General features: G+C 71.3%; 5 protein-coding genes and 1 pseudogene. 3 read left to right on the top strand and 3 right to left on the bottom strand.

Annotated elements, in window-relative coordinates:
* Positions 1 to 472: 472 nt before the first annotated feature.
* Positions 473 to 1,099: a hypothetical protein gene (locus tag ACFWEP_RS31535; protein ID WP_387375238.1), complete on the bottom strand. Its 627-nt coding sequence runs from the start codon at positions 1,097 to 1,099 to the stop codon at positions 473 to 475.
* 212 nt (positions 1,100 to 1,311) lie between these two features.
* Between ACFWEP_RS31535 and ACFWEP_RS31540 the strand changes: the two genes are divergently transcribed.
* On the top strand, positions 1,312 to 1,452 hold the full coding sequence (locus ACFWEP_RS31540) for a hypothetical protein (RefSeq protein WP_387375240.1): 141 nt from the start codon (positions 1,312 to 1,314) through the stop codon (positions 1,450 to 1,452).
* Positions 1,449 to 2,285 (top strand): DUF721 domain-containing protein, encoded by an 837-nt coding sequence (locus tag ACFWEP_RS31545; protein WP_387375242.1) that lies wholly within the window; start codon positions 1,449 to 1,451, stop codon positions 2,283 to 2,285. The genes ACFWEP_RS31540 and ACFWEP_RS31545 overlap by 4 nt, the downstream gene beginning before the upstream one ends.
* 156 nt (positions 2,286 to 2,441) lie before the next feature.
* Here the strand turns inward: ACFWEP_RS31545 and ACFWEP_RS31550 are convergent, their stop codons facing one another.
* A complete protein-coding gene (locus ACFWEP_RS31550) occupies positions 2,442 to 3,764 on the bottom strand; it encodes a hypothetical protein (protein ID WP_387375244.1) in 1,323 nt (440 codons plus the stop codon).
* A 176-nt stretch (positions 3,765 to 3,940) separates the two neighbouring features.
* On the opposite strand from ACFWEP_RS31550, the gene ACFWEP_RS31555 reads away from it, so the two are divergent.
* Positions 3,941 to 4,690, top strand: coding sequence for a TIGR02391 family protein (locus tag ACFWEP_RS31555; RefSeq protein ID WP_387375246.1), 750 nt, complete (start codon positions 3,941 to 3,943; stop codon positions 4,688 to 4,690).
* 134 nt (positions 4,691 to 4,824) lie between these two features.
* On the opposite strand, the pseudogene ACFWEP_RS31560 reads toward ACFWEP_RS31555, so the two are convergent.
* A pseudogene (locus ACFWEP_RS31560) lies at positions 4,825 to 4,943 on the bottom strand (IMP dehydrogenase); the annotation flags it as partial.

Here is a 4,943-nt window from a genome sequence, read left to right on the forward strand (position 1 = left end):
AGCAGTGGGCGGCCACGCGCGCATCGTCTGTGAGACAGCCCGCGCGATCGAGCAGCTGAGTCACGAACGAGGGCCCCTCAGCGACCGCGACCGGCTACCCACCCGCCCACACTTACCGATCAGCGGCCGCCTCCTCGCCGCCTGCCACCCCGAAGCCAACCCGGCCTCGCCCCCGCCGACGAAACGGGATACGGCTCCCGCCGGGAAGGTCCGGTCTGCGGACGGTGTTGGGGCCGGTCTCGGGGCTGTGGCGGGGGCTGTCCGGGTTCCATCGGGCCCAGGTCGAGGCGGCCGCGGAAGCGGAGCTCGGCCGACTGAAGGGCTGGATGGGCCAGCGGGATGCGGCGGCACGAAGGGAGGCAGCGGCGCGTCGGCTCGCGTCCCGTCTCGCCGCACGGCTGGTCAAGACCGGCGGCGAGGCCTTGGTCCAGCGTCCGTACGGGTGCCTGATAGGCCGGGGCCTGATGTGGCGTCAGACGTGCGCGGGCCCGCGGTGCGACGACAGCACCCGCCTCGACACTGGTGCCGCCTGCGAGAACTGCGCCAACGTGCTCCACATCCGCCGCGCCACCGTGCCCGGATCGCGGCCGAGGTCGGCCAAGAGCTGCCCGGCCTCGATGACGCCGCCCGCCGCCAGGCCGTCGAAGAGCGGCTGCGCGCCCAGACAGCCCTCGACGCGGAGCACCTCGTACGGCGCCGCGAGGAAGCCAGCGTCCGGGAAGCCGAGCGCGAAGCGGCCCGTGCCGCCGCCCGGGAGCGGGCAGAGCTGGAGCGCCAGGCCGCTGCCGTCGCCGAGACGGTGCATCAGGCACTGGCGTGCGAGGAATGCGGGCGGACCGGGGCCGGCGGGCTCTGCGAGGCGTGCGGCTGCCGCCGCGAGACCGAGACGCTCACCGCCCAGGCCGTGCAGCTCGTCGCGGCGCGGACGCTCGGCCCGTCGGCCAGTGCCGAGGACGTCGCGGCTCTCGACACGAGGGTGCGTACGGCCGTCGACCGCAAGGTCGCCGCCGAGTGAGCGCAGTTCCTGGCGCTCTCCGACCCGGCCGACCTCGAGGAGGACCAGGAGCGCGCCGACCTCGCGGCCGCGCTCACCGCCCACAGCACCGTCCAGCAGATCGCTGGCTGAACGAGGCCAGCGCGCTGGCCTCGTTCGGCCGGACCGACGAAGCCGACACAGAAGCGGACCGGGCCTACCGGACCGAGCAGGGCCGCCGCTGGTTCCGGCATAACCCCAACGGTGAAGCCGCTGTCGCCGCTACGACAAAGGCCGCCACCACCGCCCGGAACCGCGTCGCCCAGCACCTGCTCGCGGTGCGCCTGGAGCAGGTGCGCGAGCAGGCCACCTCGGGACACCGGGCTGGGCAGGCCGGGGCCGGGTCGTGGACGGACCGGCTGCCGGAGCTCGCCGCCCGCGTTCTCGACGGTGACACCGCCGGGGTGGTGATCGCGTGACCGCCGAGTCGGAGCTGAGCGGGGTCGACCTCGCGCGCCAGGCGCTGACCGCCGCCCGGGAAGCGGCGAGGAAGAACGGCGCCGGTCGACCGAAGCCGAAGCGTCGCACCACCACCGTCGTACGGCGCGACGGCCGCGAGCCGCTCGGGCTGGGCAGCGCGATCACCCGGATGCTGACTGAGCGCGGCATGACCGGCCCGGCCGCCGGCGGCACCGTCCTCGCCCGGTTCGACGCGATCCTGACCGTGGTCTCGCCCGAACTCGTCGGCCGGGCCAGGGCTGTGGGATATGACGCGGACACCGGCCGCCTGGATGTCGTACCCGACACCCCGGCGGTCGCCACGAAACTTTGCTGGGCCGCCCCGAAGCTGAGCGCAGCCGCCAATGTCCAGGTCCCCGGAGCGGACGTCCGTACCGTGCACGTCCTGGCGCCCGCGCCCGCGACGGCCGACCCCGCTGTGGCGGCCGGACCGGCCCCGCCGACGGTGCCCGGAGGACCTGCCGTGCGCCTGCCCGCACCGGAGGGCTACCACCAGGCGCTCGCCGCCCACCGAGCCGCCCGCCCGGCGAAGACGACCGCCGACGTGATGGTCCGGGCCGCCGCCGAGCGGCAGATCCGCGAGCAGGCCCGCGAACCCGAAGCGGCCTTCGGCGACAGCCGCAAGTCCCTTGAGGAGCTCCGTACCAAGGCCGCCGCCCAGCAGTGTTCGTCTTCCAGCGATGCCGCCCGCGCCCGGGCTCTGCAACGCCTCGCCGCCGAACGCGCCGGACTCACCACGCTCGTGCCACCTGCCCCGGCCCCCGCATCCGGGCGCCTCGACCAGACCGCCTGACCCCGCCCGAACACCCACGCGTACCTCATGCGGAGTACGCATATGCCCAGTACAGAAGACGTGTTACGGCTCACGATCGGCGACCTGATGTAACGACGCAACAAGGTTGGCAAATCAGCAAGCTTGTTGGCAAGCGCCGCCGATGTGGCCCTGCGGTTACTCTGCGGAGCTGCCGCCGTCAGGCCAGAGTTGTGCGAACTCGTTCACTTCTTCCGGGGTGAGGTGGCTGGGACCCACGGCCTTCACCAGCATCGTGTCCCAGGGCCGTTTGCCGCCGCGATTCGGAGCCAACATCACCCCGACGCTGCACAGCGAATCCGGGCGCCCCATCCGTTCCCCGACCTGGTGGTGGCGCAGCATGACGAAGCTGCCGAAGCCGGCTTGCACGTATTTGTCGAAGCGGGTCGCGCACATGAAGAGCATCTGGCGGTCGCCGTCCTCTACTTCGTGGAGCTGGCGCCTGGAGCGGAACTTCACCTGGCCGTCGGGGGCTTGTTCCACGTCGTCGAGCATGTCAAGAAGGAGCTGCCCCCACTCCTCCCGCATGCTGACCGGGAGCCGGTCGAGGTCGGAGAGCACGGTGAGGCGGTCGCTCTCGGCGACGCCGTCGCGGAGCATGCTGGTGGCCACGTCTTCGAGTACGGCCCGGATGACCAGGTGGGCGTTGGTCTTCCCGGCTCCGGCCGGGACCTGGGGCAGCAGGGGTGTGGAGAAGTGACGGCCGCCAGGGCCGACGAGTTCGGTATCGATGGCCTGGGGCGGCGCGGCGGCGTCGGCCGCGGCGAGTTCGTAGTAGCGCACCGGCTCGTCGCCGAGCGCGATGGGCGGTTGTTCCGCCACCCGGAACAGGTAGTCCAGGACCGCCGTGGTCGAGCGCAGCTGGTCGAAGAGGAAGTCCCAGTCCCGGCGCGTCAGTGTCAGCGCGGGCATGCCGATCGGCTCGAACCTGGGCGCGGTCTGGTCGGGGACGTGGTTGTGGTCCAGCAGGGAGACGGCCATCCACTCGTACGCGTCGCCCGCTACCGAGAGGGTGGTGCCCCGTCCGTTGACCAGGTCTGCCGGCTGGAGACGTAGCGTGCGCACGGTTCCCTTGGCCTGTTTCATGGCCTTGGATGTCACCTTCTGGATCCAGGTCCGCTCCTCCGGGTCGGCCTTCGGCTTCACCGTGCGGCTTTTGATCTGGATGACAGCGCCGCGCTTGCCGCTGAGCAGCAGCCGGTCGCCGAGTTCGCGTTGGCCGGAGCCCTTGCGGGTGAGCGCGGACTGGAACACGAAGTCGGGCATGCCCCAGGTCGCGGCCGCCGTGTGAGCGGCCTTTTCCGCACCGAATCCCTGCTCGACGTCGGGAGGAAGGGACATCGCCGGTGGTATGCGGCGTATGTGCGTGCCGGCGGGGGTCTCAACGATCAGGCTCACGTAGTGCGGGTCGTCGGTGCTGGTGAAGCGCCACAGAGCGTCAGATAGGGTCACAGCGCTCATTCAACGCTTCTGGGTGTTCCCGGCGGGCGCATTTTCCGCCGATCAGCGCCTGGATCCGGTTGCGCACGGGACGGCGCGGCAAACGGTCCCCTGCACGGAACCGTCCGCCCTGGGGTTCCCGCGGCTCTGGTGCAAAGCCCGTGACCCATGTCGGTGGTGGTGTGGATGATGACCGGATGAGCATTGATATCGCCTGGGCCCGAGCCGAGTTGAGCAGTTTCCTGAAGCTGACCGAACTGTACGCCCCGCAGACCCCGCACGGAATGGTCATGAATTCCAGTCGGCGGTCGACCCGGGGCGGGGCGGAGGAAGTCGTCGCGAGCGCCCAGGTGGTGGAGCAGATCCTGGACCGGGTGCTGCCGCGCTGGCGCGCGGAGGTCCCCGACGGCGATAACAAGAGGGTCAACCGCTGGTGCCAGCACCGGGAGGCGGCCCAGCGGGCCGACGCCGCCCTGCTGCGCGATGCGGAGGTACACGAGCGGCTCGGCGACAATGCACCGCAGCTCAGCGCGAGCACCATGCATAGGTGGGTGTGGGACGGGGCGCGCTCGCTCTGGCACAGCGGTCACTTCCGGGAGGCCGTGACCGCGGCAGCCCGGAAGGTCAACGCGGAAACACAGAACAAGGTCGGCCGCCGGGACGCGAGCGAGACTGCTCTCTTCCAGAGCGTGTTCTCCAAGGACGCTCCCCGAGCCGGTCAGCCCCGGCTGCGACTGCGGCCCGATGACGGCAGCGACACCTTCCGCAGCGTGCAGCGTGGAGCGGCAGCCTTTGCCGAAGGCTGCTACGCCGCCCTGCGTAATCCGAACAGTCACGAGGACGGTCTGCCCGAACTGCCCGAGCACCAGGCGCTGGAGCAGTTGGCGGCGTTCAGCGTTCTGGCCCGGTGGGTCGAGGAGGCCGCGCAGTTGCCCGGTCAGGACTGACGTCAGTTCACCTGATCGCGGTCCTGCCGGACCGCGGGGTGGCCGGCCGCCCGGCGTCGAGGTGGCCGGGGCGGTGCTTCCGCCCCGGCGGTAATCGTTGTTCGCCCTCTCGGCGGCGGGTGTGGTCTGTTCGGTTACGGCTGGCTGATGGTGAGGAGGGACTTGATGGCGCGGCGTTCGTCCATGGCGGCGTAGGCGTCGGCGACGTGGTGGAGGTCGGTGGTGTAGTCGAAGACGCGTCCTGGGTTGATCG

This window comes from Streptomyces sp. NPDC060198 (assembly GCF_042728415.1).
GTDB lineage: Bacteria > Actinomycetota > Actinomycetes > Streptomycetales > Streptomycetaceae > Streptomyces.

Bases quoted from the DNA above. Each gene is read 5' to 3' on its own strand.
- ACFWEP_RS31550 (WP_387375244.1), bottom strand. From the start codon at position 3,764: ATGAGCGCTGTGACCCTATCTGACGCTCTGTGGCGCTTCACCAGCACC.
- ACFWEP_RS31555 (WP_387375246.1), top strand. From the start codon at position 3,941: ATGAGCATTGATATCGCCTGGGCCCGAGCCGAGTTGAGCAGTTTCCTG.